The 24,825-nt window shown below is 46.5% G+C and carries 17 protein-coding genes; 7 read left to right on the top strand and 10 right to left on the bottom strand.

The window, feature by feature from the left end:
- Positions 1-14 precede the first annotated feature (14 nt).
- On the top strand, positions 15-341 hold the full coding sequence (locus AT705_RS18185) for a hypothetical protein (RefSeq protein WP_058797672.1): 327 nt from the start codon (positions 15-17) through the stop codon (positions 339-341).
- Position 342: 1 nt separating this feature from the next.
- On the top strand, positions 343-2,880 hold the full coding sequence (locus AT705_RS18180; protein WP_058797671.1) for a hypothetical protein: 2,538 nt from the start codon (positions 343-345) through the stop codon (positions 2,878-2,880).
- 53 nt (positions 2,881-2,933) lie between these two features.
- Here AT705_RS18180 and AT705_RS25360 read toward each other — a convergent pair whose 3' ends face one another.
- The 3 genes from AT705_RS25360 to AT705_RS18165 form a co-directional block, all read right to left on the bottom strand.
- Positions 2,934-4,226: an Ig-like domain-containing protein gene (locus AT705_RS25360; RefSeq protein ID WP_157576862.1), complete on the bottom strand. Its 1,293-nt coding sequence runs from the start codon at positions 4,224-4,226 to the stop codon at positions 2,934-2,936.
- A gap of 25 nt (positions 4,227-4,251) precedes the next feature.
- Positions 4,252-4,515, bottom strand: a complete 264-nt coding sequence (locus AT705_RS18170) for a hypothetical protein (protein WP_058797670.1) — start codon at positions 4,513-4,515, stop codon at positions 4,252-4,254.
- Positions 4,516-4,717: 202 nt separating this feature from the next.
- Positions 4,718-5,449 (bottom strand): Ig-like domain-containing protein, encoded by a 732-nt coding sequence (locus AT705_RS18165; RefSeq protein WP_058797669.1) that lies wholly within the window; start codon positions 5,447-5,449, stop codon positions 4,718-4,720.
- A gap of 690 nt (positions 5,450-6,139) precedes the next feature.
- Between AT705_RS18165 and AT705_RS18160 the strand changes: the two genes are divergently transcribed.
- On the top strand, positions 6,140-6,466 hold the full coding sequence (locus AT705_RS18160) for a hypothetical protein (RefSeq protein ID WP_058797668.1): 327 nt from the start codon (positions 6,140-6,142) through the stop codon (positions 6,464-6,466).
- A gap of 204 nt (positions 6,467-6,670) precedes the next feature.
- Here AT705_RS18160 and AT705_RS18155 read toward each other — a convergent pair whose 3' ends face one another.
- From AT705_RS18155 to AT705_RS18135, 5 genes are read right to left on the bottom strand one after another with little or no spacing between them, the layout of a single operon-like run.
- Positions 6,671-6,853: a hypothetical protein gene (locus AT705_RS18155; RefSeq protein WP_058797667.1), complete on the bottom strand. Its 183-nt coding sequence runs from the start codon at positions 6,851-6,853 to the stop codon at positions 6,671-6,673.
- A 55-nt stretch (positions 6,854-6,908) separates the two neighbouring features.
- Complete coding sequence (locus AT705_RS18150) at positions 6,909-10,271, bottom strand: cadherin-like domain-containing protein (RefSeq protein ID WP_058797666.1); 3,363 nt, start codon at positions 10,269-10,271, stop codon at positions 6,909-6,911.
- 23 nt (positions 10,272-10,294) lie between these two features.
- A complete protein-coding gene (locus AT705_RS18145; RefSeq protein WP_157576860.1) occupies positions 10,295-11,068 on the bottom strand; it encodes a hypothetical protein in 774 nt (257 codons plus the stop codon).
- Positions 11,069-11,114: 46 nt separating this feature from the next.
- Positions 11,115-11,906, bottom strand: coding sequence for a hypothetical protein (locus tag AT705_RS18140; RefSeq protein WP_058797664.1), 792 nt, complete (start codon positions 11,904-11,906; stop codon positions 11,115-11,117).
- A gap of 58 nt (positions 11,907-11,964) precedes the next feature.
- Entirely contained in the window at positions 11,965-12,732 is a 768-nt protein-coding gene (locus tag AT705_RS18135) for a hypothetical protein (RefSeq protein ID WP_058797663.1), read from the bottom strand.
- 187 nt (positions 12,733-12,919) lie between these two features.
- Between AT705_RS18135 and AT705_RS18130 the strand changes: the two genes are divergently transcribed.
- Positions 12,920-13,834 (top strand): IS5 family transposase, encoded by a 915-nt coding sequence (locus tag AT705_RS18130; RefSeq protein WP_058797662.1) that lies wholly within the window; start codon positions 12,920-12,922, stop codon positions 13,832-13,834.
- A gap of 223 nt (positions 13,835-14,057) precedes the next feature.
- Here AT705_RS18130 and AT705_RS18125 read toward each other — a convergent pair whose 3' ends face one another.
- Complete coding sequence (locus AT705_RS18125) at positions 14,058-14,555, bottom strand: hypothetical protein (RefSeq protein ID WP_058797661.1); 498 nt, start codon at positions 14,553-14,555, stop codon at positions 14,058-14,060.
- 8 nt (positions 14,556-14,563) lie between these two features.
- Entirely contained in the window at positions 14,564-21,700 is a 7,137-nt protein-coding gene (locus tag AT705_RS18120) for an RHS repeat-associated core domain-containing protein (protein ID WP_058797660.1), read from the bottom strand.
- 933 nt (positions 21,701-22,633) lie between these two features.
- Here AT705_RS18120 and AT705_RS18115 point away from each other — a divergent pair.
- From AT705_RS18115 to AT705_RS18105, 3 genes are all read left to right on the top strand, one after another.
- Positions 22,634-23,431: a hypothetical protein gene (locus tag AT705_RS18115; RefSeq protein ID WP_058797659.1), complete on the top strand. Its 798-nt coding sequence runs from the start codon at positions 22,634-22,636 to the stop codon at positions 23,429-23,431.
- A 60-nt stretch (positions 23,432-23,491) separates the two neighbouring features.
- Positions 23,492-24,283, top strand: a complete 792-nt coding sequence (locus AT705_RS18110; protein ID WP_058797658.1) for a hypothetical protein — start codon at positions 23,492-23,494, stop codon at positions 24,281-24,283.
- Positions 24,284-24,460: 177 nt separating this feature from the next.
- Positions 24,461-24,808 (top strand): hypothetical protein, encoded by a 348-nt coding sequence (locus AT705_RS18105; protein WP_058797657.1) that lies wholly within the window; start codon positions 24,461-24,463, stop codon positions 24,806-24,808.
- Positions 24,809-24,825 lie beyond the last annotated feature (17 nt).

Here is a 24,825-nt window from a genome sequence, read left to right as displayed (position 1 = left end):
GTAAGGATAACACAATGAAAATCTTACGACTGTGCTCAGCGTTGCTGATGTTGATTTGTGACTCAGTGATGGCAAAGACCAACATTCTGAACATCGAAGTCCAGGCAACTCGGGTGCTGGTAACCCTGAGTGCCACATCAAGCCAATCGGATTGTCAGGTTAATCCAGCCGACAATGTTCAGCTTTGGTGGCTTGACCCGACGAGTGCGAGCGATCATGCACTCTATACCCTACTCCTCTCTGCCTACACCAGCAACAAAGAAGTAGAAGTAGATGGATCAAAAACCTGCCTGAACCACCCGGCTGCGAGGCGGCTGAGCAAGGTCATGCTAAGGAATTAAAATGTCAGTATACAGACTGCTTACTTTGCTGATACTACTTGGCGGCGCTATGATTTTACCCACACAGGTGAAGTCTGAAGGCTGGCTGCCACTGCAAACCAGTGAACTTATTTCGCAACACCCTTCAAAAACACTTGCTGGTCCAATGAACTGGCTATCTACACCAACACAAATTACAACACATCGGCAGCTCACCCTCTCATGGCAACCATTTGTAGAAGCCACTTACCATGAGCTATGGCATAACGGCACCGCTCGACAAGTCCGTGAGAATAACCTCGACCTGTACTTTACTGAGCCGGGCAAACATCAGCTTAAAGTCAGAGCCTGCAACGGTGTGCAGTGTAGCCAGTTCTCCGAGACGCTCACACTTGATGTAGTGCGCCGCTTTGACTTTGAGTTTGGTACTAACAATGAAGCTCTAATTGCCAATCAGGCAGGGCAAATCCTGATATCTCCCCTGAGCAATGTGCCCACGGACACTATGCTGGCCAGCCTCGATGGTCAGAATTGGCAACCGCTTACGCTGGCTAACGGACAATACATTTTCTCAATTCCGGCAAAGCCCACCGGTGCGTATAAGCTATACCTTCAGATAGACGATGAGCGTATCGAGCCTGTGGACTTTAGGATCTATGCCAAACCGCAGCAGGCGCCTCAGGGCGTTGCCATCGCATTGCCAGAGACAATAGACTACCACCAGCAACAGGCAGTTGAAGTTGACTCCCAACAAACACTGGTGTTGCACTGGCAAGCCTCCGATGACGTTGCACCACCACTTGTCGGCTATTACAAGTTGTTTATCAATGGTGAGCGCGATGGCACCATATATCGTTCTCTTACCCATTTGAACCGCAAATATGGTGAAGGTGCCTTTCATACTGAACTACATCACCTTGGCACAGGCGCTCATCAGATAACGATTCAAGGGTGTAACAAGCTTGCTGGTACAGAATATTGTGGTCCTCTAAGCCAAGCTGTGTATGCCTTTGTCGGTGTGCCGCCTTCCCCGTATGTCAGACCTGTTAAAGTAGTGGATGATTTCCATGTCTCCGCAGGTGTGCTTCACCCGCGCCCCACCGACATATTGAATGTTCAGACCGGTGAGGAAGTGATCTTTCACTGGCAACCTTCAGACGAGGTCGTTGCCGCACCAAATGGCTACTACTTGCTGGAGCTCAATGATCAATGGCTTGGCTCCATTTACGGTGTCGTCTCTTTTCTGCGTCGCCAGTATAATGACGGTAACTTCCACGTCAGAGCGAAGATTACCCAAACTGGGTTACTCAATGCCACTGTGCGGGCGTGTAACCGGGTTGCGCCGGGTATGGACCGCAGTCTCAGCTGCGGCCCCAAGAGCTCTGTCGCGAGAATTCTCTCAGTACCAGCCAAGCCTGATTACCAGCTAAAGTTCAGTCATGTGAATAATGGCGTGATCACAAGAGAGCATCCATTGACACTGGAAGCCAGCACACTGAGTAGTCCATATATTGACTCCCTGAAAGTCAAAGTGAATCAGGAAGAATGGCGCACCGTACCAGGCAGTCAACATTATCATTATGACTTTGGCATCCTCGATCCGGGCACGTATAACATCACAGTTAAAGTGAATGATTACTTCACCGAAACGTTTAACATCGAAGTGGTCAATTCAATTAACACGGTTCGGGTTGGGCAGCTGAGTGTGAACAAAACGAATATAGGATATGGTGATGAGGTTTTGATCAGTTGGCAAAAACCAGCCCAATTTAATGAACCCGTGCTTTATCGCATTGCTATAGAAAAGCCCAGTGCAAAAGCAGGTGAACCCACAGAGCGTTTTATCTGGCAAAATGGTGTGACCGAAACCAGTATACGCCGTGGACCGATATTCAGAAGAGGCACAACTTTCGTTGAAGTTTCTCCCTGCTTAAGTAACGGAGAATGTGGAATTCCAAGTAGAGTACACTATCGGTTGCAAGGCAACACACTGCCAACGCCGAACTTTACTCTCCTGTCTGATGAAGTAGCACGCTTTTCTGCGCCACAATTTAACTGGCACATGCCTGATAACTTCTCTGAAGATGTCTCTGTGGCCTTTTTTGTGCGTTCACCGGGCAGTGCAACACTTAGCCAGTACGTTGAGGGTACCCCTTTAACACAAACCGGTGAGTACTATTTCTATATTGAGATCTGTGACAACAAGCACCCGGAGATCTGCAATGATAAACAACTAACCGAGCTTACAGTTAATGTTGTCGAGGCAACGCTTGAAGTCACACGAACAGACGATACTTTAACCTGGCACGCACTGCAAAACGTGCAAAGCTATCAGTTGCAACGTACTGTGTGTATTCATGACTGTATGCACTCAGGAAATTATCAGTGGCAAAATGAGGCTGAGTTAAATGCAGGCACAGTGAGATACCCGCTGGTCAATAGCAACAACCTAGCCTATCGGGGGCGTGCCTGTTTTACTGGTGGGCAATGCAGTAACTGGGTGTACATAGCACCGAAGCTGACCCGACTGAAAGCCCCGGCTCTTAAGATCGATAAATAGGTAGCGCAGAGACAGTGCTGATAACTGGATAAGCACTGTCTCTGATAAGCTGATCAGCGTGTGGAGCGCAATACAGGTGCGGGGAGTCTTGTCACTGCAAGTTGCGCACTAAACTCGCCCAAAAATCGCCCGCTGTGGTTAAAACAATGCCAACGCGTATCCAGTGTATCGGCTGCAAGTACCGCGGTTGCTGTAATCGCACCCTGCATATCTGTTTCAATATGCGCACCAGCTGCAAAGTGCAGTTCGCATCTGGACACGACTTGCGTATCCCAGATGAGTTTCGCCTGCTCCCCTACCTGAACCTCTTGAGGAGACCAGTTTAACAACGCAACATTCGGGTTCACCTGAATTGAAAACGGCGCCAGCACACTCACATTATGCCCGTCGCTGACTGATATTTCGATGTTGCTATACACACCTATATCTGCTCCCGCCGGCGTCCCGCTGAGTGCCCCCGTCTGAGTATTAAATCGTGCCCAGCCTGGCAGATTTTTTACCGAAAAGCTCAGCGGGTCGTTCTCAGGATCAAGCACTTGCGGCACAAACTGATAATGGCCATTCACAATGACTGTCTTGGCAGGCACGCCTGATATAACAGGGGGCTGATTAGGCTCTTTAACCTCTACAGAAACCGTGGCCACTGCACTGGTGATCTCATACAGATTATTGCCCTTAATGCGATACCGAAACGCATCCTGGCCAATATATCCAGCGCTGGGCGTATAGGTCACCGTATAGTCCTGATTAACACTTACGCGGCCATGCTTTGGGTTACTGTAAATTTCTACCCCAAAGTAATAGGGCACATTTGGGTCATTGGCTTTGACGTTAATCGCAACAGCCCGATCCGAGACGGTTTGCGCCGTATCGTCAGCGGGATACACATCGTAATTCGTATCAAAGGCGTGATCCAGGCTGATCCGGATCTCTCCTGGCTCTGATACCTCCCCCGCCGGGTTAATTACCCGAAATGGGATAACCTCAACCTTATTGGTACCATCCGACTCGCCGGAGAAGTACAACAGTTTTCCTTTAAACTTAACCCAGCGCCTGTCCAGCGTATTGTATGCAACTGCCTGACCGTAAGGTGTATAAGTTTTGTCGTAAAAACTGACCTGCTCATAGGTTTTGCCTTCATTGAGCACGAGCCGAAGTTCATGCACCGGATAATCGGGATCAAAAACGGTGTTATCCGCGAAGATATTAAACTCTTCCTGTATGTGTAAACCGGCGTTAAATTCAAAAATACTTTTGTTTAATACCGGTGCCGCATACAACGAAGTCGCAGTCATTAAAGCGCTTAAACCCGCCACTGTACGTGTAAAATAAGCCAAACTTGGCATAATTATCTCCTTTTCATTCTTATTCTTATCTTTCTACCGATACATGAGGCGCTGATAACCTGCGTACGCTCACCTCAGTGGCAAACTCACCGACATTACGCCCTTGCGCATCAAAACAGCGCCAGTGGTAAGGCAATTTACCCCCTGCTCTGAAAAAGCGCACCAGCACACGTCCGTCGGGTCCTTCACTTAAAACCACCAGCCCTTCCAGGCTTTCACAACGCTGTGCTAAGGTTTTGTTCCAAATCAACTCGGCAGCTTCTCCCACTTTAATATCAACCGGCTGCAAGCCTATTACCGTTTGACAGCAGACCAATGAGAACCATGGCCGAAGTCATTTTTTTCATAGTTACTCTGCGAGTTGTAAGAATTATGTTTCTGGAATAAGAAATAGAGACCGCCAAAGCGATCTCCACAACACATTTAGGAAAGAGCATACCCATGCGCTTTGTTCCTAACCTGTGCGCTATGAAACTTACCGATGATGCACCCTACTGCGCGACTTGCACAGACACAGTCGCAGCAGCGCTGGTAATGTCATATAGATTGTTACCCTTAATGCGGTACTGGAATGAATCCGGACCTATATATCCCGCATCCGGGGTGTAAGTAACTGAATAGTCGTTGTTAACGGATACTGAGCCATGTTGCGGGCGACTAAATATCTCAACACCAAAGTAATAAGGCACGTCTGCATCGTTGGCTTTTACAAATATCTCGACAGGCTGATCGCGCTGTGTTTGCGCGCTATCATCGCTTGGATAGACGTCGTAATTGATGTCGAAGGCATTATCCAGGCTCACTCTTACCTCTGCCCAGGGAGAGGCCTCGTTAGCAGGGTTGATCACCCGAAATTGGATCACATCAACTTTGCGGCTACCATCCGACTCACCTGAAAAGTACAACAGTTTACCTTTCAATTTTAGCCAGCGCCTGTCCAGGGTGTTGTAGGCAACAGCCTGACCATATATGGAGTTTACCTTGTCGTAAAAACCAACCTGTTCATAAGATTTTGCAGTATTGAGTTGAATTCTCAGCGCGCTATTTGGGTAATCCGGGTCAGAGATATTGCCATCTGCAAACAGATTGAACTCTTCCTGGATACGCAAACCCGCATTATATTCAAAAATGGCTTTATCAAGTCGGGGCGCTGCATTGGCGGTAGACGCCAGTAATATTGCACATGCACTAAGCGCGGGGAACCCGTAAGATTTTAATTTCATTATTACATTTCCTTATTTGTGAATTGCGGCGTCAATATGACTGACGCCAGATCGTGTTAACTCTTTATTGGGCTTGCAAACTTAGGCGCCCCGAGTTTCTGTACATTAATAGGCACCAGATATGGCCAGGCGCTACCTTGGCTACTACAGCTAAATTCAATTCCACCATTGCGCGTCTTGTAAGGCACAAAGGGACCTGTCCCTTTACCGACGAATGACAAGCCCATCATTATCACATGTCGTGCCCTGCGGGATATCCCAGAGAATATCAACCACCTTACCGACACGTACTTTTGGCGGGAAAGTGAAATACTGCTCGGGATTTTCGAGGGCTTTGAGGTAGACATATCGCCCTGATCACATACCACAAGTCATCAAATTACCACTGGCATCTTTCAAGCTGATCAGCACAGTATTGCTTAATCCGGGTCAATCCGAGTGCCCTCAATAGCAATGGTATCAACATAGGTGCCATGACACTCTTATTTGGTACTTGCCTGGCCCGTGAAAGCAACCCCGAGTAACGCCATCAAACCAAAACGCATCAACCCTTTTTTCATTATAATAATCCCATATATTTAAATACCAGCGATAACCCGCCGATTGACTATTATTCTACTTTTGTCCCTCAAACCGTAGACGGCCATGCCTAAAACCCGTTAGGATCAGAAAAACAGTTTGAGGTGCTTCATGAAAAATCTATTTTTATTACCACTGGCATTTGCCAGCACATTTGGCTTAGCCAATAGCCAAGCTTATTTAATCACTGAATTTCAGGTGAGTAATAACTTGGTCACGTTTAAAACTCAGCCACAAAAAGCAACCAACACGCCTTCTTGTGTTAATGAAAATAACAAAGATAGCTGGGCCATTTCACTATATGACCATGGCAGTAATAACTTATATAGCCTGCTGCTTGGTGCTTTTGACAGCCAAACGCCGGTTTATTTAACCAGTACCGAGCAATGTATACCTGAAAGTGGCATTGAGAAACTGGCTACTGTGTCAGTTAACTAAACGCGCGTTATTTAATGCACTGTTTATCTCCACACATCGGGTGGGTTGTTTCTGACAGTTTAGTGTAACTAGCATCCTTTTCCTAAGACACGCCAGAACATCACAGTTGTTGGCCGACTATGCGACAACCAGCTGAGATTTAAACACCGCCGTCAGCAACAGGCTATACAGTGCACGCTCCTGAATAAAAGTAATATCCAGAGACTAAAGTTGACGTGTATCGCCATTGATACAGGCAGTATGGGTTTTCTCAGCATTCAGGGAAAACGTTGCTGTGGTATCCTGTACATTTAGTGACGTTACTTTTGCCGGGATCTGAGCCAAAGCAGCTGCACTTGTCAGCGACAGTGCTGCGCTCAGTATAAAAGTCAGCTTTTTTATCGTCATCGTTTTTCAAAGCTATGTTAGTAATGGCCACGGTTCAGCACCACAGCCGATTTACTTAATTAGCTCGGTATAATGTCGGTGCTTTGAGCTTCTCAGCTTTGTCTCTGACAATTGTCCAGGACGTACAGGAACCATCAGTGAAGCACGCTTTAACACGGTATGCGGTCCCTTTCGGCTCTGTCACTGCCAGGCTCAGTTCACCATTGGTCAGTGTTGCCACTGGCTTCCAAGTTGCTGATGACACATCGCACCCGAGACCACAGAGCGCACTTTCAATCACAATCTGTTTTACGCCCGTTAGCTGCGACCACCTCAGGTGCGTGCCAGTATATTCAACGACAAAGCGCTGATTGATCACCTCTACCCTGTGCTCGGTCTCCCAGCGTTCGCTGCATACATTCACTCCCGTGACCTGGCCACATGCCTGCGCAAAAAAGCGGTAGATACCAGGCTGCGAGAAACGATATCGGTGCGTACCCGGTTGATTATTGGCGCGACTGCTCAACGCTATCATCTCAAGTTTATTGGGCGGTAAAACAAACAAAGTAGTCGTAAAATTCTGACTGGGCTCACTGGCAAAGTGCCAGTCGATGCTTTCTGTCTTATCCAGGAATGTACGTGTCTCAGACGAGACCTTAAGCGCGGGTGTGTCCGCAGGCATTTCAGGTGTTGTGTAAACCCCTGTCGGTGATGACCAGTCAGAGCAGACCGCATTACCCACTTCTCCAACACAGGAACGAATTTTATAAGCTCGCATGCCCCCGTCAACATTGTTCCAGGTCAGTTGATTGTTGCCCGTTTCATTGCCACCCGGTGCAGTAAAGCGCCCAGGCACGGTCCAGTCATTGCTGTTGTACTTGATGGAAATATCGTAATAACTGGTGCCCGGCACAGGGCCCCATTCAAGCGTCGTGGTGCTCCCTTCCACGCTCACTTTGTGGATCCAGACAGGAATGTCGACAGTATTGGATTCGGCTGACCACTGTGTGCAGTTGGCCAAGCTATCGTCACAGCCACGTACCCGATAGCGCCGCTTGCCAGACTCCAGGTTAGGCCAGGATATGCTGCTCTTATCGCTGACGAAACGCCCCGGCACAGTCCATGGGTTATCATTGTATTTAATTTGTACATCAAATTGATCCGCCGGTGCACTGTGCCAGTTTACTTCGATTTCGTTCTTACGACGTACAAAGGCAACCGGCGTGGTCACCAGGGTTCTGGAGGGTAAAGACCAGGCAGAGTCGGCCGAACACCCGGCATCGTCGCTACAGGCCCTTACCCGGTACTGAGAATAGGTGTTTTCGTCATCTGCTGACTCAAACTTGTTGCTCTCAGCCCGGTGTTCAGTCTCCGACACCTCAGTGCTGTAGCGCGCTTTGCTGACAATATAATAAGACGCACCGCCTACCTTTGCCCAGTTCACCGTAACTTGACTGCCATTACTTTGCACAACCGGCGTGTTCGGCACCGCTGGCTTAGACGCACGAATGATCACCGTGCCCTTGTTTGATTGCAGGCCTTGCTCGTCTGTGACCCAAAACGCAAAGGTGTCGCCCCTAAACGTCGGCCCGGGAACATATCGGAACACACCATGTGGTTTACCTGGCACTCTGACCAGCTGGCCATGACTGGTTTGATTGTTCGCACTGCCTGTGGGGGTTACAAACTGATAGCTAAACCTGTCTAACAGACCTGGAGCTTTATTTGCCTCAGGGTCAACCATAAGCTGGGTTCTAAAATCAATCTCGCCGTCTGGTAAACCGTTAATGCTGATGTCCAGATCAGACACCTGCGGGGCCTCGTTGACAGCTTGCAGTGGCACCGCCACTCTGTGTTTGTTAGATGTAGTCGCGCCGTCGGTCACTTGCACCATTACATTCAGTATCGGTTCTTCATACAGGGGATCTATGGTGATCTGGCCCGTTGCCCGGTCAACCGAATAGAAACCCGGCATATTCTCTACTTCCAGAGTCAGTTCGCTGTTGCGGCTGTGCGACCCTTTGTAGCGAATATATAAGTCGTGTACAGACAGGCTAAACGGCGTGTCTTCTCTCACCTTCGCAATATCCAGGTGACGGATAATCACAGGTGCCCCTTTGTCATTTTTAATATCAATCACAATATCACCACGACCCGATGGCGCACCTTGTTCATCATAAACAAAGAAAAACACATAGTCGCGACCGACAAAGTTGGCAGGCGGTGTGTATTCGTACAGGTCAGTACGTGCACCGGGCACCTGAACAAAACGACCACCGGCATTGGTCCAGCCGCCATGGTCTTCTCTGCGCGCATTTTTAGAGAAGATAAACTTGTATTGCTCAAGCCTTGGGTCATTTCTGCCCAGCGGCCAGTAGTTAAAATCTGGGTCATGCATCATACCGCGCATGTACAAGGCAAACTTTTCATCTTTAACTGATTCCCAGATTATTTGTCCGGCCTCAGGATAATCATTGATTTCATTCACCACGAGTTTGAGGTTGTACACCTGCGAGCGATGTTTACCATCGAATAATGTAACGGGCACACTTAACTCACCGTTAAAATGTTGTGCGGGTTTGAGTGTCAAGCCCTCTAACGTATAGTGCTGGCCATCTGCCACTTCAAAAGTCATATCAGTTGCAAGAGAATCGACATCGATATAAGTAATCTGATTGATATCAAGCTCGAAGCTGGTGTCTTCGTCCATGACCAGCGACTTTTGCCCGGTGATCACCGGTGCCGTTTTGTTTTCTTTTAGCACTGTCACCAGAACTTTAGCGCTGGCTGAGGCATTGGCGGCATCCTGAATGGTGTAGTTGATCACGTCGCTGCCGTCATATTCCGCATAGGGCCGATATTCGATAGCTCCGTTTTTGACCCGCACAGTGCCATACTGTGCGGTGACCTGAGTGATGGTTAAGAAATCACCATCAATGTCGCTATCATTGTCCAGCACATTAATATCAACCTGGGTATTGGCAATCAGAGTCACTGCGTCGTCGTTAGCCACAGGTGCATCATTCACCGAGTTCACAGTGATTTTTGCCAGCCCCCTGACCGGGTTCGCGCGACCATCATAAAGCAGGTAAGTAATTTCGTCCTGCCCGGAAAAGTGCGCCGGTGGCTCATATTTTATCTGGCCATCTGGCATCAGAGTAACCTGTCCATACTTTGCCGAAACAGACACTATCCTGAGCGGATCCTGATCCGGGTCAAGATCATTACTGAGTAAATCCAGCACCGAACCTTGGTCTTCATCCAGTGTGATATGATCTTGGGTGATCATCGGCAGTGTATTAGCCAGGGCGTTTTCTCGCAGATTTTTGAGCATAAATTGCATATGTGTGGGAAACTCCAGTCCCGCGGACAACACAGGCGTTGCCAATATACACATACCGATAAAGAGTAAGCTGAGCGCTATTCTGATCACGTTCATCCCTAATAAGCCTTATATTCTCGTTATTTAATCCAGCAAGGCGTTTTACCGCATAAAGGGTGCTCTGTTTTTTCGAGTTTTACAGCGCGAGTTTCCTGATAAGCCAGATACCTGTCTTCCAGGTAACACTGACCACCACTAGCGCGATAAACAGGAGCATGACCGTGATCTGCCATCCGATTCCCATGGATACTGGAATCAGAAAAGGTAAAATAAGCGCCTTCGCTTTCAATGAAGGTCAAAAATGGGTGCCCATAATGCAGGCGATACGTATCACCTTTACATTCAGCATCAAGGTAGTAGAACCCGGAGAAATCAGCTGCTATTGAGGGAGAGTAACTGTGGCCTGTATTGGTCCCCTCTACTGGCACATAGATATGCGTGTTGCCCTCAATAGTCACTACTTTACCAACTTTAGTGACCTTATCTCCCTTGAATAACCAGGTGTCGCTGGCTGAACTCGTGCTCAGTTTATTCGAGCTCAAGGTCAGGCCCTGGACCTGCTCAACATCGGCGACCGACTCACATCGCTGCGCCGATTGCACTGAAACCAGCTTATCTTTCGACACTGCCGTTACTAATAAGCTGTAAAGCGCCTGTCCTTGTAGCGTGCTCAGGCTGAGCGCCCATTTATCTTTATTCTCTGCCGTCACGCAACGGGGTACTGTATGTGCTTTTGGTGTATCCAGTGTGAATATGGCCACATCACCCGTTACATTGAGCTGAGAGACTGTAGAAGCCGCCATCACTGTGCTGCTTAACAGGCAAAGCGAGGCTGTTATGAGTAGTTTGTTCATTATTATCCCGAGTGCTGGTTAATTCATTTATCGTTTTTATAGATGCTTATTTAATAATGCAGCCTTTGCTACCGCAAAGAGGGTGTTCAATATAAGTAAGTCGCGTCATTCTGGTAAACTGTTTTGCTTGGCCACCATAGGCGGTGCATTCCCCGGTATCATCGTGAAGCTTATAAACCTGAGCATCTCCATGGACGTGAAGATAATCCTGCTCAGTCGGACTTACCGCTGTATGGTAATAAAAGTTCCGCGCTTTACTGTAATAAGATTGCTCAGGTGAAATTGTTTTGTCTGAATAGGCTTCCCCCTCACACTGAGAATCAACATAGTAAATGCTAACATTCCGATAAATTGAATAATTCTGCAATTGTGTCGCACCACCAACAGGTGCAAACCGATATGAGTCTTGCCTATAGTATTGATTTCCATAAAAGCTCTCGGAAAGAACTTTGCCTAACAAAGTCTTACCATCGCCTTTATAAAGCAAAATACCGCTGTCTGGCGCACTAACCGTTTTGGTTGTCAGCGAAATCGCCTCGGCCTGCTCAATATCCGCAATCGACTCACAGCGATTTGCCGACGTGACATTCACCAGGTGCTCTTTCGATACCGCTGTAACCAGCAAACTATACATCGCCTGACCTTGCAGCGAATTTAAATTAATCGCCCATTTTTGTTGGTTATCGGCACTCACACAGGCAGGAATGGCGTGTGATTTAGGTTGTTCCAGTGTAAAGGTGACGGCATCACCCAAGACATCGAGTTGCTTAATCGCAGAGCCCGCCATAGCCGAAGTGCTAAGCAGATAAAGTGAGGCTGTTATAGCCGATTTTTTCATTATTATTCCGAATATTAGAATGTTGTTTCGTTGTTGTTATTGTTGCGCTACTCAGCCACTACCGAATGACACAGGCATGCATACCACACAGTGGATGTTCAGCATCCAGAAGCTTGGTATAACGCGCGTCATACTGATTGGCCGTATTTTGAGTTTTCTGGCACCTTTTGCCTTCCTCTGCATATGAAACATACTGATAGACAGGGACATTGCCATTTTTACTCAATAGGTTTTCGGATTTAGAGTCTGATTTGGTATAGAACCGATTTTTAGGCAGGAGCAGATAAGGGCTCGAACTGGGCGTATGATAGATATAGCCCTGCCCACTGCATTGTTCATCAACATAGTACACAAGATTCAGTGTTGATGGCCCATAATGCTGTACCCAAGTGGTGCCTTCTGATGGCACATATTGTATGCCGTTTGACGTATTGGTAACCGTTCCCAACTTAGTCACACCATCCCCTTTGTATAGAGAAACCCCAACGCCTCCCTGAGCAGGGTTAGTTTTTAGTGATAATGAACCCGCCTGTTCGATATCAGCAATCACTTCGCAACGATTAGCCGGGATGACATTCACCAAATGTTCTTTCGATACCGCTGTAACCAGCAGGCTGTACATCGCCTGACCTTGCAGGGAGTTTAAGTTTATCGCCCATTTTTGTAGGTTATCGGCGCTCACACAGGCAGGAATGGCGTGTGATTTCGGCTGCTCCAATGTAAAGGTGACGGCATCACCCAGGACATCCAGTTGTTTAACCGCAGAGGCAGCACAAACCGCCCCCGGTGCTATCGCCGCCAAAACAGCGAGTAATTTGAGGTTCATTATAAAATCCTTTTTCCGAGAAGGAGCAGATTGAGCTTGTTCGTTAAACGAACTTATTATTTGTTGGTAATTGTACCTTAATTGGGATTTAAGGCAATTGGTGTTGCGGGTGGCGTTGTTTCCTAAATCATTGAACTAATTTAGCCTTATGTGATCAGATCTCGAAAGCAAACACAGAGGCTGAACTTTGAAAGAAAAGCGTATCACCAACTGGCGCGAATACAACAAAGCCCTTATCGCCAGAGGTAACATCCAACTTTGGTTTTCCGAGGGCGCGATTGAACAGTGGAACAACACGCAACATCATGGCGGTAAAGGTCGAGCTAATCATTTCTCTGAACTGGCAATTGAGACCTGCCTGACTTTGCGGGCTGTATTTCGCTTGTCTCTTCGAGCTGCACAGGGTTTTGTTTCCTCATTAATATCAATGATGAAGCTTGATTTGGATACGCCAACTTATAGTTGTTTGTGTAAGCGTAGTGCAGAGCTGGCAGTTCGCTATAGGCCACACTCCAGTGCATCCGGAGGCATTGATATTGTGGTTGATAGCACTGGTTTGAAGGTGTACGGAAATGGTGAGTGGCATGCAAGAAAACATGGTGCAAACAAGCGCCGAACATGGCGAAAGCTACACCTGGCAGTTGATTCAGATACACACCAAATCGTAGGCGCTGAGTTGTCCACAGTGTCTGTAGCTGATTCAGAAGTTTTGGGTGACCTACTCAGACCATTGCGCAGGAAGATCAGCTCAGTTAAAGCAGATGGTGCTTATGATACCAGAGGCTGTTATGCCGAAGTAGCAGCTAAAAAGGCCGAAGCAGTGATCCCACCAAGGAGTAACGCGCAGTTGTGGGAGGATGGACATACTCGCAACAGCGCGGTCATTTTAACAAAGCATATAGGCAGCAATGAGTGGAAAAAATGTGTGAACTACCACCAACGTTCACTGGCGGAAACGGCAATGTACCGATACAAACAGCTAATGGGTGACAAGCTGGTCAGTCGTGGATTCAATCAGCAACACACTGAAGCGATGATCAAAGTGAAAGTACTCAATAGAATGACTGGGCTAGGTATGCCTGAATATCAGGGAAGCAGTTGAAATCTCGGTGTTACCTAAGTTAGGATTTGATCAACAAGGCCCTGTATTGCGCAAGCGTAGATAGCTCGCAACCTTATCCTTTTATTATCCTATCGGCCCACTCTATCACGTTGATAGCGTGCTTATTGATAATACAGTTTGATTTAGCTCATGTTTTTCAACTATGAAGTAGCTCTGTATCATAAGGTTAATCTTTGGTTATGAAGTATATATTCCTAGCGTTCTATAGATTAGTAACCCCAAATTCAAAACTTTGACATTTTATTGTCCAAACCTTTCCAGACAAGAAATATATTTTATGGACTAAATATCCATCATCACTCCTTGAAAACTCATCTATACGCCAAGGGTCATAGTCCTTTTCCAATAAAGAGCCAGCATTACCTGGCGCATCTATCTCAACCACTGATTTGTAAACAAAGTGAAGGTGACAATCGTGATAAGCTCCTAGTAATGTTATTTCATACTCTGCTGGCTTTTTCTGTCGTTCAGTGGTGCTGAACTCATTTTCAATTCTCTGATTAATTAGCCAAGCATCTTTAGGACATCTTGGATCTCGTGCATTGAAATACCAATCTGACTTAACAATATTTACAACTGTATCCGGTAATTTGGATTTATTGCTATCAATATATGACTGATACTCTTTAAATGCTTCAGAAAACAGCCCTTCACCAGGGCTGCCTAAGACTTTCTCAGTAAAAAACTGTAACTCTTTCATTTTACGACCTAATTCTTTTCAGGGTATGTAATATTAATACCTTCAGGCTCCCATGTTGAACCAGCTCCGACCGAACTGACACCAACTCCTTCCCAAAAGGTTTGCCAAGGCGAGGATGAGTTATACATTTCAGCGCCTGTTACGGCAACACCAACTACAGGTAAATATTTGCCATAGCCTCTTAGCATCCCTTTACCTAATTTAGCATTCTTAGGTATTCTTCCTTGCCTACGTATCATGTGTACATCTAGTCCTTTTAGAAGCCTCGCATTCTCTTTTCCGAAACCTTCAGGAACCCCCGAATGACCATGCTTATTAATCCAATCTCCATCTTGGAATATTCCGACCTCTTTTCCATTTTTATATACGTGGATTTCGTGTCTAGCTTCACCTTTATAGTCATATTCATCAACGAATCCTTCGAATCCATCTTTTAGATCGTAACGGTTTTGCTTTTTGATACGGCTATCGTAAGCGTCGTCGTTTAAAAGCCTAGAGAATGCGCCTGTCACGGCACCATTTGCAAACTTACCACCACTTATTGCAGATGCAGTTCCGCCAATCATAGCTGCCTTGATAGCATTGCTAAATCGGTCTGCAATAGTTGAGGCACCATTTACAAATAGCCCTTTCACATTCCCCATAGCCTGAGTAAAGCCGGCAGATAGGAAGCCATGTCCAAATTTTCCTCCGTTTAGGACACTACTTACACCACCCGTAATGCCATGAGCAATAACTTTCCCTGCTCCTGGTGCCATACTATGGAGATGTCCAAACATAGCACCTGAAAATGCTCCAACTAACGCCCCCCTCAAAGAACCTGTGGCTACACCTCCTGAAATAAAGCCCGTTATAGCCCCTTGAGCAATGGTGCTTGTCACCCCCCAGCCCTGCAGAAGCCCTCCTGCACCTGGCAAGTAAACACTAATTGCAATTGCTGCTATTGTTCTCCAATGCTTTTTAACGAACTTAGTTACTTTTTTAAGAGCCGAGAAGAAATACCCACTCGGATCGGTATAACTCAACGGATTATTCAACACATAACTATAGCGGTTATAGCTTTGTGAATTGCCCGGCGCCTGAATATGCGGATCAGCCTGAAGGAATCGACCCAGAGTTGGATCGTAAATTCGGCCATTCATATGAATGATGTTTAAGCCATTGAGCATCTCATGGCCGGTAAAGCCATGTCGCATATAACCGGTAAACACACTGAACTGGCTGACTTCGAGCACATGCTGCTGACCAAATGGATCGTAGCGGAAGGCCTGAGTAATTTTAGCACTCGTTTTCGCTTCATTTACCTCACTGATAGCCAGTGTCGAGCCCAGGTGATCTTTCACCATTAATTTGTGGGTCAGCTCACCGGTTGACAGATTTTCACTGATCAACATGTTACCTACGGTGTACTGGTAAATAGTACCCGATGCCTTGCTGATGCGCTCAAACGCGCCATAGTAGAGGGTCTCACTGTTTTCTTTGCCACCAGTTTGATCCTGAACATTAAGGTAGGTGTCTTTACGATAATAGCGGCTTTGTCCGGCACCATAGCGGAAGGCCACTTCCATGTTGCCCGACTGGCGAATGTGCGTGACTTTATCAAATCCTGAATAGGTCAGGTAACGCGACCCATCATTGACCATATTACCATTGTTGTCGTAATTAAACGTTTTACCGCTGCGCGTGTCCTTGTACAGTGCATGTACCCCTGCATTGCCCTTAGAACGCGCCGCATCACCATAAGTAAAGTGCCCCTGGCTGGCATGACACGAAGATGTGCTGCCTTTGGTCGTCATATTGCCTAGCGCATCGTAACAGTAATAGGCATTTTTAGTTAAACCAGCATAATTAAGCGTGGCATGTTTTAACCGGTTGAGCCCGTCATAGTTGAAGTTTTCGGTGCTGGCTTGATGGTACAGGCCATTGATTTTGCGTTGTTTCAGCTGACCAAATGCATTATAGGTATAACTGGTAGTAAGCATTGACGCGCTCACATTGAGTGCATTACTTATTCCCTGAGCACTCATACCAGATGCCATACCAGTGTATTTATCATAGAAATAGCTTTGGCTTTGCCCGCCTAAATAGCTGATATCCGTCGCCTGACCCCTGAAGTTTCTGCCGGTAACACGGGAGAGCTCAGATTGCTCCACCTGCTCTGTTTGGCTGTTGTAACGCAGACCGTATTCCGCAACCTTAAAACCGTCCGAATCATATTGATAACCAACAGCATAGTTGTTACTGAGCTGGCTTAAGTACACCCGACCCAGATTGTCATAATACGTGTTTTGGGATTGGGCTACGTGTTTGCCATCTATCCAGGACTCTGTAAGCACAGACACAGGCCTGAGTAGTGCGTCATACATGTAACTCTTTTGATGTAAGGTGGCCAAACCAGAACAACTATGACCTTCCATCACCCATTCTGCGGATTTAGTGCCTAGCCCCATTTCATCATATGCAAAACAACGTGACTGAGCCTCACTGTCCTGTGCATTGGTGATCCGCTGTTGCACACGGCCATAGCTGTCATAGTTTATCCAGGTTACCTGGCCATTGGCATCTTTTTGCCACTTCAGTTCGCCCAGTGCATTGTAACGGTACTCCCACGTGCCTTTATCAGGGTCTATGGTTTTGATCTTATTACCCAAAGTGTCATAGTGTATAAACACTTTATTACCTGCACTATCCTGAGTACTTTGCAACTTGCCATATGCATCATAGTCGTAGGTTATCCGGCTGGCGGTGGCGTTTTGCACAGCCGAGCTATTATCAGTTGTTGAAACCAGCTCACCGTTCACATTGTACAGTTTGGTTTTGGTAATGGCGCTGCCGCTACCGGTGTGTGTTTCTTTTATCGAAAAGCCGTTGTAGCGTGTATCAACCCTGAGAGTATGGCCATCAAAGCTCGGTGCTGAGGTTGTTACCACTCGGTCTAAGATATCAAATTCAGTGACTTGCCATTCGCTTGCGTCCACTCGTGCGTCCTCATCCCCGGACACCGCTATCGAAGTGCGATAAGCACGCCCAAAGCGGTCATAGTCAGTCTTTATCACTGACTGCTCACCGCTTTGCCTTTTGGTGACTTTCGCAGCAACCCGGCCCTGGCTATCATAAAACTCACTGACAGCAGGTGCCCCAGACATTCTTGAAATCACTTTAAATGCATAGTCTTCGTCCAACCAGGTACGATAAATCGCTTTGACCACCTTGCCTGGTGAGCGCTCACCAGTTGGCTGACCAAAAGCGTTATAACTATATTCTGTTGTCAGAGCACTGGAGTACTTAGATGCATCACTACACGACTTAGTGTTGACTCGCTTACTCAACAATAAGCCAGTCACTGTATTGACGGTATAGCACTCACTGCTATGGATCAGATCTGTATTGACACTATCCCAATTACTGGGGATTCCATTGAGCACACTTTTAGATGTTAAGTAACGCCCTGTCGCGTCATACTGCATATAGCTCACTCGCTGAACATCACCTACGTAAACGGGTGTCGCACCATAACTGGCATTAATCTGAGCCTGCTTACCACGTGTTATCTGGTACTTTTTGTTACCAAAGTCATCAAACCCATATTCAGTGATCACCGCTTGCGAGGAAGAGTGTGCATTGACCTTTTCCTGGTACAAAATACCATTACTATCATAAGCAAAGGCACTCTGGCGGCTTGACACCTCACCCTGGGCATTGGTTTTAGTCACTATCGAACACGTTAACCGGCCAAACCGGGGGTAACCACCGTTATAAAGCTGCGTTAAGCCCGTCATATCACAGCCTGAAGGCGCCCGACTGTAGATATTTTCAGTTCTGGTGGCAAACTTACTTCCTTCAGCGTTTTCAACTTCAACGTTTGAAGTGAGAACATTGCCATCATTGTCATAGCTCTGGCGTGTTGTGGTGGTGGACTTTAGCTGACCCTGACTGTAAGTTGTCTTGCCTGTGGCTTCATCTGCATTTAGGAAGTAGCTTTTCTCTGTGCTAAGACTTATGTAGGCTCGATACACACCACCTGACGTACTGCTCTGTAGTGAGTTTCTGGCTTCTGAAAGTACAATGTGTGTGCTGCCATTTTTACTGCGCATAGTCCTCACAGTTTTGATTGGCATACCAATGACTTGATACCAGCTCAGGGTCTTTTTAACGGTTTCAGCACTGTTCAGCCCTTGGTGATAAAAGGTATCTGTTACTATGTCATAATCGCTATGGCGCTTATCTATGGTGGTTAACTTACCAAATCCCAGGTAGCCCCGACCCTGTCCATGAAATGCCATATTGGCATATTGATACTCTACCGTTGCTCTGCCACCCACACCATCCGGGCTGGACGCACTTGCCACAACATAACTGGGGCCACGAGCCGAAATAATCGGGAACATTGCTTCAACACCCCCAGTGTAAACCGACTCATCTGTCAGCGGTTTATAGGTCACTGTGGTATTGTTGCGCATACCATCAATAAACTGAGTAATAGTACGGTGCTTTTTATGGGTGTTTTGATGGGTGAACACATCAACTGAAACCTGATCTGCACTGTAGCGCAAGCGCCACAAGTCCATCAGACCATCTCCGTTATTGTCTCCAAACAGCAATGAATCTTTCATTGTGTCTGAGGTTTTACGCTCGATGCTCGCATATCCCTCTTCTACAAATGTCTCTGTTTTGGCATCGAACTGATAACGTACTAAAGCTGGCTGATAGCCTTTTTTCTGCGATATGATCAACTCTTGTTTAAAGTCCGCATCGACATCAACCACCAGCATGTTATCTCTGCTGATTGTCTGACCTGGCAAGATCTCAATGGGCGCTTCAAACCCAAAACCATTACTGAGCTTGACAGTCCATTGTTTATCCAGTCGATACAGAAAGTCGACGAGCCCATCTCCATTAACATCGGCTAGCTGCTCGTTTCGATGCCAAGATTCATTGTCTTCAGGTATTGCCATCTCATAAAAAGGTTCAAAGCTTCCATTACCCTGATTGATGGCATAATGTGTTTCAAACCCAACACCGCCGGCGCCACAAACTTTGTCTTTTTTATCGTTCCGATACTCATCATGGCAAGACTCTACTATGACCTCTATCGTCGCAACAATATCGGATAGTCCATCTCCGTTAATGTCGCCCCATTCGATGTTATCAAATTCAAGTTCTGGTTCATTGCGAGCCAGGTCTTCTTCAAGATACAGCGGTGAATCGACCTCAGTTGCTGAGAGTGCCACTTGCGTATTCCCAAATGCCATTGTCCCGCCTGAACCTAAAGTACTGAGCCGATATTTAACTTCACTATGCCCATATTTATAGGCCAGATCGATCAACCCATCTCCGTTGACATCCGCAGGCAGTATTTTAGCCTGTTCACCCGTCAGTGTCGGGATACCAGTCAGTTTTAACTCTCCAACTTTAATTCTGTCAAAGCATCTTTCTATGGGGTCATCTTCAACTTTATGGGCTTCGTCTTGATTGTTCTGCGGAAAATAGGTCTTACATTCCCGGGACTCACTGACATCTCCCTCCTGATTGAGAACGTACCAGTTATACTCTCCTCCCGAAGTTTTAGACGACAGCAATACATCTGAACGCCCATCTCCATTGAAGTCGGCTACCATTGCATGAGGTTTATAGTCCGTGTCTTGCTGAGCAACGATAATACGATCGGTCACATTTCTGCCACCATATCTGACATGCCAGGAACCGCCCCCTGAGTGATAAATAAAGTCGCTATAACCATCACCATCTAAATCGCCCACCACTGGCGTGCCCACCTTGTCTGGTGTGCCTAACGTAAATTGATCATCAGATACCCCGTCAATTTCTCCTGCTTCCTGATTCCATATAAAGGAAACGGGTTTGGCACAGGCACTGCCGCTCGCACGACACTTGGTCACATAGAGTAAATAAGGAGTCTGATATTTATACGCCAAGTGATAGAAGCGATATGCGCCACCACCATTAGTAACGTTAATATTATCTAGCGTTTGAGTTCTCTGGTAAGGTGCACCAAAGCGGTAACCGTAGTGAGGTACCAGTGACTCTGTATAAGACAGTGTGACTTCTGCACTGCCATACTGGATTTTCTTAAGTAATACCTCTTGATCAATGCTATTCCCCCCATTGGGGGATGCATAATAATAACGAATTCTATTACTATGCAGACGCGGGTCTGAGGCTTCAGCATACACATCTGTAATGCTGCTAAGTAACCAGGTGTTTGCCACTGCCTGATTATTTGTAAGGGATGAACTTACATATTGAACAGAGTTATAAGCACCATTGACGTTGCCATAATAATGGGTTTCTCCGGATTTTGTTGTTGCAATGAAGCCATTAACAGAGGCCTTTGTGCCATCTAATTGGTATTCCGTAAAACTATCCTGATGAGTACGATAGACACCATTACCCACTTCGACAAGACGTTGTCCATCGACACAAAACGCATCCGTTTCATCAAGCTGAACATCTTTAACATAAGCCCCGCTTAAGTTGTCATGAAACTTAGACTTGGCACATCGCGTTATCGAAGATAATCCAGATAAAGACCAGCCAATACCCGCAATACCTGCTTGTGTATTAGAACTTGAATAGCTTAAACCCAAAGTAGGTTTTACGCCTCCCGGACCCTCAGGCAGCTCAATTGGCACCTGGTAGGTAGCACTTCCCGATTCATCGACTCTGAATTCACCTGGAGTGACGGCCGTGATGTTGCCCAAACCATCGGACGGGAAGGAAACCTGATTGGCATCGTTGGTCGTGCCGAACTCGAAAGTGTGTGGTTCTGGATCATTAGATTTGGTATCCACCGTTAGCGGTGCACTGTACTCTGCGACTTCCTCACCACAGTGAACGGTTTTGCCTGAATCCTCAATACAGCCACTGACCCGGTAGGTATATTTACCATGACTGGATTTATTGATTGTTGATGACAGCTCGCTCGTTTGCTGTTCATGAACCCCCTGCCAGCTGCCATCACTTTGCTTTTCTTCGAGCAAGTAATGAGATGCCCCTTCAACTGCATTCCACTTAAGGGTAAAACTAGCTGCACGATCGCTGGATGCTATGGCATTCATGCTCAGCAATGAGGCCAGCATAATCCCGGATTTAAACACAGTGCGGATAAGTTTAACTCGATAACTCATGACGCCTCCATCAGGAAGCAGCGATGTGTGAAGTAGCAGATTGGCAGATTGGCAGATTCATTTTAATTCCGTTTTTCTGTCATTATTATGTTGATGATGTTGCTTTTGACCAGTTTGATAGACCAGATTTAGTTAAATACATTTGCAAAAATCCAGCGAAAACATAAAAGTAATTTATTAAACTTTTATGTCACTTATAAAAACGAATTAATAAAGGGGGGCAAAAGGCAGTTTGCAGACTATTACTACAAAATCAGACACACTTTTGCATATCCTTGCATATTATTGTGCTAGATAAGGCTCTGATTCACACTGGACATAATTTCATCGAAGCTGGTTCATAGTATCTAAAAAGCATACAGGTGTAAAACAGATTTTCACTTACCTTTTTTCATAACATGACCAATGTGAGCTATTTGCGCTACCTTAAATGCATACCCTCTGAGTTCGAATGCCTGGCACAAACCACTAAAACAGCCATATAATGAAAAGCAACATCATTTATTGCTATTAAGGAAGAAAAAATCACATTCCAATCTCAATACCCTCATCTTCACCTTCGAATAATTAGGGTCTCCATACCCAGATATTAAACTCACAGATTCACTTCACGCCGCTCAATTTTTCAAACCTGACCGTCAATGTAGTGACGTTTATAAAGCATTATTTTGATGGTAATCAGGAGGAAAAGCCACTGAACAAAGTCAGGAATGACTTTTATCTTGATGGATAAGACATCAGCATCACCGACACCTGCGCAGTTTAGTTTCTTCGGGAACGGGTGAACTCAGGTGCAAAAGGCTACAAAACGTTACTGTCACGACAAGCTTTTGGTCAAAAATGGAGTGCTCCGTAAAATGATGTATTTTGTACCTAAATCAAGGTAACATTCTGCCCCCATTATAATAACAAACCTAAGGTAAGCACGTTCAAATGCAACTTGCTCAAAAAAACGTCATCGGTTTTGGCTCCTTACTCGCTTTGTTCAGTGGTTCAGGCCTCGCTGGCACCATTACCGAGTTAAAAGTCGATGGTAACACCGTAATATTCAAGACCAGTGATGTAAAAAGCCATGCAGTGCCTGACTGCGTGCAGGCCGCCCATAAAGCAGACTGGGCAATTGACCTCAACACCCTACCTGGACAGGCCAAGTACTCTACTTTGGTTACAGCCATGTCAGCTAAAGCCCAGGTTGCAATAACCAGTGCGCAGACTTGCCTGAATGATTCATCGCTGGAGAAAGTGCAAAGCGTAAGCATGGTTCACACACCCAATCAAACGCCAGGGTTAAAATTTGCCGGTATCACGCACAGTATGAACGCAGACTTTTCCAATCGAGACGATTTGTCTGCGCTAATGGCAATGGACAAAAAATGTGATGCCAGCTTTGCGGGCTCCAGGGTCATGCTCTGGGATGACCATCGCAGTATGAAAGGAAACTATCCAGAACAGCTGACCAAAAGGGAAGTCGTTATTCTCGACCCCGTTGAACATATTTCTTATCTGCGTGACCCAAACAGGCCGAACTATACTGTCATGAAGCGCGAGATTACGTTTAAAAATGGACAGTACATTTCAGAACAGGAATGGGGCAACCCTGGCTTTTCTAAAGCGCCTTTTTGCAACGACTTTTCAACAACCTCTGAGCACTACTTTGTATACGTAATGTACAACCATAAAGTACGTAAACAGACTTGTAATTATACTATTTCATTGGCATGTGTGTATTAAATAAATACCCGTTAACAACCAGCCAGCCTGTTATTACTTAACTCAACTAAGACACATATTATGAACCACAATAATATATATACTGCTCTGAGCGGTATATTACTTTCCATGTTGGCATTGCCCACCCTGGCAGCCGGTATTACTGAACTAAAAGTAGAGGGGGATATTGCCGTATTTAAAACCAGCGACGCCAAAGCACACACATTACCCAACTGTGTTGCCACCTCCCACAAACCCTATTGGGCGATCAGCCTCACCAGCGACGCCGGAAAAGCAGCCTACTCAAGCCTGATCACCGCCATTTCAGCCAAAGCTTCTGTGCACGTTGCCACCAAGCAGGGGTGTCTGAGTGGCACCACCTATGAGGAAGCAAAGAGTATTACCATAACTGGCTTGACAGTGTCGGCGAATAAAGTGAGGTTCGCGGGCTTCGTACCCAGCGTTCCCGCAGACTTTACCCGAGTATATCTAAATGGCCAAACGCAAAACCAGTCACCACTGAGCGCGATGAACAGGATCTGTAGAGCAAGCTTCCCTGGAGCACGCGCCATGTTATGGGACGACTTTCGTGCTTTAGGTGATCAATATCCGGAAAACACGGATTACGTTTGGGTGTTTGACGCCATCGAGCATGTCTCCGTGGCAGAAAGCAGACATGACAGAGGCACTTATTTACGGCAGCAAGTCATCTATAAAAATGGCCAGATAGAATCGAGCAGCGACAATATTGATATGATCCAAACTTGCACTCAGTACCAGACCACCAGCAGAGGCTTCGGAACCGTACTCAAAAACCGTGATTTTCAAAGTTACAGCTGTAGTAACCGGGCCAGCATAGCCTGTGTGTACTAACTCATATCAGGTATAACCGTTTGTGAGCACATAATTCACGCGTAAGAACGATAGAAGTCCATGGATGCGCTTGCCCAATACCCGGTGAGCGATGCACTTGACCCTCACATCAGCGCAGTGCCAGTCCCCGGCTCATCTCATGGAGTTTCTAAGTCTAGTTGCATCAAGGAGCTATCGATGTTCAGTCGAGTTAACCGGCGCAAATACTTTGCTGCCACAATGCTGATAGCGGGCCTGTTACCCTTGGGGGCGATGGCAAAGCCGCACTATATCAGCAAGATACATATAGACGGGGTGTTCAGCATCATTGAAACATATGCGTCACATGCCGCTAAACCAGCCTGTGTCAGTGCCCAGAACAAAAATAAATGGGTACTCAATACCAGTACGGCCCAGGGACAATCGATGTATCTGGCCTTGCTGAGCGCGGCGATACACAAATTGCCAGTCACCGCAGAAACCACACAAAACTGCCGCGAATATCCGGCATTAGAGTCGCTCAAAGCAGTGACTCTGGAACACTAATATAGGGATCAGTCACT

Source organism: Pseudoalteromonas rubra, from assembly GCF_001482385.1.
Taxonomy (GTDB): domain Bacteria; phylum Pseudomonadota; class Gammaproteobacteria; order Enterobacterales; family Alteromonadaceae; genus Pseudoalteromonas; species Pseudoalteromonas ardens.
Note: the sequence above shows the minus strand (reverse complement) of the source record. Positions and strands in the feature narration are given on the sequence as shown.

Bases quoted from the DNA above. Each gene is read 5' to 3' on its own strand.
- AT705_RS18185 (WP_058797672.1), top strand. From the start codon at position 15: ATGAAAATCTTACGACTGTGCTCAGCGTTGCTGATGTTGATTTGTGAC.
- AT705_RS18125 (WP_058797661.1), bottom strand. From the start codon at position 14,555: ATGAAAGAGTTACAGTTTTTTACTGAGAAAGTCTTAGGCAGCCCTGGT.
- AT705_RS18155 (WP_058797667.1), bottom strand. From the start codon at position 6,853: ATGACGATAAAAAAGCTGACTTTTATACTGAGCGCAGCACTGTCGCTG.
- AT705_RS18110 (WP_058797658.1), top strand. From the start codon at position 23,492: ATGAACCACAATAATATATATACTGCTCTGAGCGGTATATTACTTTCC.
- AT705_RS18165 (WP_058797669.1), bottom strand. From the start codon at position 5,449: ATGAAATTAAAATCTTACGGGTTCCCCGCGCTTAGTGCATGTGCAATA.
- AT705_RS18150 (WP_058797666.1), bottom strand. From the start codon at position 10,271: ATGAACGTGATCAGAATAGCGCTCAGCTTACTCTTTATCGGTATGTGT.
- AT705_RS18105 (WP_058797657.1), top strand. From the start codon at position 24,461: ATGTTCAGTCGAGTTAACCGGCGCAAATACTTTGCTGCCACAATGCTG.
- AT705_RS25360 (WP_157576862.1), bottom strand. From the start codon at position 4,226: ATGCCAAGTTTGGCTTATTTTACACGTACAGTGGCGGGTTTAAGCGCT.
- AT705_RS18160 (WP_058797668.1), top strand. From the start codon at position 6,140: ATGAAAAATCTATTTTTATTACCACTGGCATTTGCCAGCACATTTGGC.
- AT705_RS18180 (WP_058797671.1), top strand. From the start codon at position 343: ATGTCAGTATACAGACTGCTTACTTTGCTGATACTACTTGGCGGCGCT.
- AT705_RS18120 (WP_058797660.1), bottom strand. From the start codon at position 21,700: ATGAGTTATCGAGTTAAACTTATCCGCACTGTGTTTAAATCCGGGATT.
- AT705_RS18115 (WP_058797659.1), top strand. From the start codon at position 22,634: ATGCAACTTGCTCAAAAAAACGTCATCGGTTTTGGCTCCTTACTCGCT.
- AT705_RS18135 (WP_058797663.1), bottom strand. From the start codon at position 12,732: ATGAACCTCAAATTACTCGCTGTTTTGGCGGCGATAGCACCGGGGGCG.
- AT705_RS18145 (WP_157576860.1), bottom strand. From the start codon at position 11,068: ATGAACAAACTACTCATAACAGCCTCGCTTTGCCTGTTAAGCAGCACA.
- AT705_RS18140 (WP_058797664.1), bottom strand. From the start codon at position 11,906: ATGAAAAAATCGGCTATAACAGCCTCACTTTATCTGCTTAGCACTTCG.